Origin of the sequence: Affinundibacterium nitidum (genome assembly GCF_014284155.1) — a bacterium.
GTDB lineage: Bacteria > Pseudomonadota > Gammaproteobacteria > Burkholderiales > Burkholderiaceae_D > Undibacterium > Undibacterium nitidum.
The window spans coordinates 1-620 of record NZ_JACOFZ010000029.1 but is presented as its reverse complement, the minus strand read 5'-3'; the positions used below and the strand labels follow the sequence as shown (position 1 = coordinate 620).

1 protein-coding gene is annotated in these 620 nt (G+C 51.5%); it reads left to right on the top strand.

Features of this window, described 5'->3' with window-relative positions:
• Positions 1-620: RNA-guided endonuclease InsQ/TnpB family protein (locus tag H8K36_RS18895; RefSeq protein WP_230404846.1), on the top strand; the 620-nt coding region annotated here is incomplete at both ends.

Genomic DNA, 620 nt, shown 5'->3' with positions numbered 1-620 from the left:
CACAAGGCAAAATGTAACGTAAAACTAAAGAGGACAACATTCAGTAGCAACTGGAAAAAGGCGAAGTTGAAAGTCCAGCAGATTCACAATACCATCGCCAATGCTCGGAAAGATTTCCTGCATAAGACCACCACAACGATCAGTCAAAACCACGCGCTCGTATGTATAGAGGATTTGCAGGTTAAAAATATGTCCAAGTCTTCCAAAGGGAACTGCGAACAGCATGGCAAGAAGGTCAAGCAGAAGTCGGGCCTGAATCGGGCCATTCTAGATCAGGGTTGGGGGGAATTCAGGCGACAACTGGAATACAAGGTGATGTGGTACGGCGGTATATTGCTGGCCGTTCCACCTCACCATACCAGCCAGACGTGTCCGGATTGCGACCATGCATCGAAAGATAATCGGCAGACACAGGCAAAGTTCCTGTGCGTCAATTGCCGCTACGAAAATCACGCCGACGTGGTCGGCGCGATCAATATCCTATCTCGCGGGATGCAAATACTGCGAGACAAAGGGCAGGACAAGGCGGATGCTTCCGCTTGGCACGAGAGTGCAGCCCGGATAGCCTGCGAAGTGAACGGTGCGGTAATGCCGTCAGCAACAGGAACCCACCGAAGCGC